The sequence below is a fragment of the Geobacillus proteiniphilus genome, from assembly GCF_001908025.1.
Lineage (GTDB): Bacteria > Bacillota > Bacilli > Bacillales > Anoxybacillaceae > Geobacillus > Geobacillus proteiniphilus.
Genome location: NZ_MQMG01000154.1, coordinates 1 through 368 on the forward strand (window position 1 = coordinate 1; position 368 = coordinate 368).

The 368-nt window shown below is 46.7% G+C and carries 1 protein-coding gene; it reads left to right on the top strand.

What is annotated here, in order from left to right:
• Positions 1-356, top strand: a 356-nt coding sequence (locus tag BRO54_RS18985) for a transposase (protein ID WP_139268124.1), incomplete at its 5' end; no start/stop codon positions are given.
• Positions 357-368: the final 12 nt, after the last annotated feature.

Below are 368 nucleotides of genomic sequence, written 5' to 3' on the forward strand. Positions count from 1 at the left end.
GGGTCGTGACGAATCTCTTCCATGCGTCTGCGGAAACCATTGCCGACATGTACCAACAACGTTGGACCGTTGAAGTCTTTTTCCGCTGGGTAAAGCAATATCTGAATGTCCCAACCTTGTTTGGCACGACGGAAAATGCGGTATACAATCAGCTGTTTGGGGCGTTCATTGCGTATGTGTTGCTGCGATGGCTGTATGATCAAACCAAAAAACGGACGAACGTCTCTCTTTCCTTCATTTCGTTTGTTCGCCGTTTTTTCTCTGGGCAGCTTCCTCTCGATTGGAAATCCGGGATGGCCGCTGCTTTGTTTGAGTATGCCCAAATTTATGGAAGACGTATGTCTAATTTTGGATAATCAACACTCGTG